Source organism: Natronobacillus azotifigens (assembly GCF_026805325.1).
In the GTDB taxonomy this organism is placed as follows: domain Bacteria; phylum Bacillota; class Bacilli; order Bacillales; family Amphibacillaceae; genus Natronobacillus; species Natronobacillus azotifigens.
This window is the reverse complement of the sequence record NZ_JAPRAT010000063.1, coordinates 1-1,654: the sequence shown is the minus strand read 5'-3', so window position 1 is coordinate 1,654 and position 1,654 is coordinate 1. Positions and strand designations below refer to the sequence as shown.

Below are 1,654 nucleotides of genomic sequence, written 5' to 3'. Positions count from 1 at the left end.
GTTTGAGTCAAGTACTTGTGGGAGTTTTTTTAAGTCCCTTATTTTATTTAGTTTCACGCCACTTTAATGATAGCGATTACATTGATATATCCATACTTAGGATATCGAGTTTCTCTCTTTTTTAAATTCCACGTAATCCTTTTAGTGCGTTTGTAATTGGTTTTCCAAGAGCTGATTTTAGATAGCCTAAATTGTTTCGCGTTGCTTCTGCTGCACTGTCTTTCAACTTTTCTACAAAGTGTTTAGGTGGTTTACTCTTACTTTTTTCCTGCGTTAACTCTGGTGTCTTTTCTAGGATTCCTTGCAATGTTTTTATCTCTAAATTGTCTTTAAGAGCGACCATAATATCAACGAATTTATCGAGTCCTTTTTCACTCCAACTACGGCCATTTTTGAGACGTCTAGCGAACACACTCATCGTACCTTCTGCACTTCCCATCGGACGAAATCCTGTTGTATCTACTCCTCTTTCTTTTAACTTCTCTCGATAATCTCCTAAAGCTTCTGGGTATTGAGACAGCTGGGCTATTAATGCCTCTAGCCGTTCTTCTTTCTTTTCATTTTCTAGTGTGCCTACTGCGCTGTTCAACTCCACCATAAATCCTTCCCAATCATAACGCGCTAGTTTCTTTCTGATCGGTCGATATCGTTGGTGATCACGGAAGATACGTTGCACATCTCGTGCTACGTGAAAGCGATCAATGACAAAGATCGCATTATTTTGGAAATAATCTCGACACGCTGTAATCCAGTTCGCTCCATCCCCATTAATCACGAGGTGATGTTTCGTCGGGTCATAAGCATAAGTGTCCATTAAATACTGTTCAAATTCTTCCCAGAATGGCAAGTTCCCTTCATGAATAAAATGACGTTTTTCCTTCAATTTAGCGCGTTTCCCGTTCATTTCCCAACCTTGATGCACACTGGCAATTTTAATTTCTCTACCTTTTTTCTTTTTTTCCTGACTTTTTGTGTATAATCCGTCCACTTCAACGAATAACACATCTTGTTCAAGTGGTAATGCTTTCTCTGGTACAACTTCTGTATGTAAAAGTTGTTGTCGGATCCCTTCATGACTAATGACAGGATACCCCAGAAGCTTCTCGATTGCCTTTCCTGCTTGCCGATAGGAAACACCTGTGACAGCCAATTCAATGGCTAGATCCTGGACAACCGGACTCATTCCTTTTGTCCCGTCAAAAGCTAGGTATTGATCCAATAAATAGACGTATTTACCCGTCTCTCTATCCAAGTAGTAATTCCTTTTCATTTCCACCTGACCAAATACAGATTCGAATTTTAGTGTTCGCTTATCTTTAAGGTAAAATCTCTTTTTGTCTCTTCCAGAAGCAATTGCCTCATCTATTTCCAAAAGCGTCTGTGCCATTACTTGAGAAAAACTTTCCTGCAGTGCACGGTAAGTCATTTGTTCTAATTCTTTCATTGTGAGCGAAGATATGATATCTTTCATAGGAGGACCTCTTTCTATAGTTGTTGTTGTCGTGACTTAACTATACAAAAGAAGGTCCTCTTTTTCATTAAAAATGCTCTACTACCGCGCTTTGCTTGCTCGCCTCAACTTTTGTTGTTAAAGTCTATCGACTTCAACAACAAAAGTTGAGGTATTTATCTCCCACAAACATTTTACTCTAAC

At 39.0% G+C, this 1,654-nt stretch carries 1 protein-coding gene; it reads right to left on the bottom strand.

What is annotated here, in order from left to right; all coding sequences use genetic code 11:
* Nucleotides 1-121 precede the first annotated feature (121 nt).
* Nucleotides 122-1,471 (bottom strand): ISLre2 family transposase, encoded by a 1,350-nt coding sequence (locus tag OWO01_RS15850; RefSeq protein WP_268781446.1) that lies wholly within the window; start codon nucleotides 1,469-1,471, stop codon nucleotides 122-124.
* Nucleotides 1,472-1,654 lie beyond the last annotated feature (183 nt).

Bases quoted from the DNA above. Each gene is read 5' to 3' on its own strand.
- OWO01_RS15850 (WP_268781446.1), bottom strand. From the start codon at position 1,471: ATGAAAGATATCATATCTTCGCTCACAATGAAAGAATTAGAACAAATG.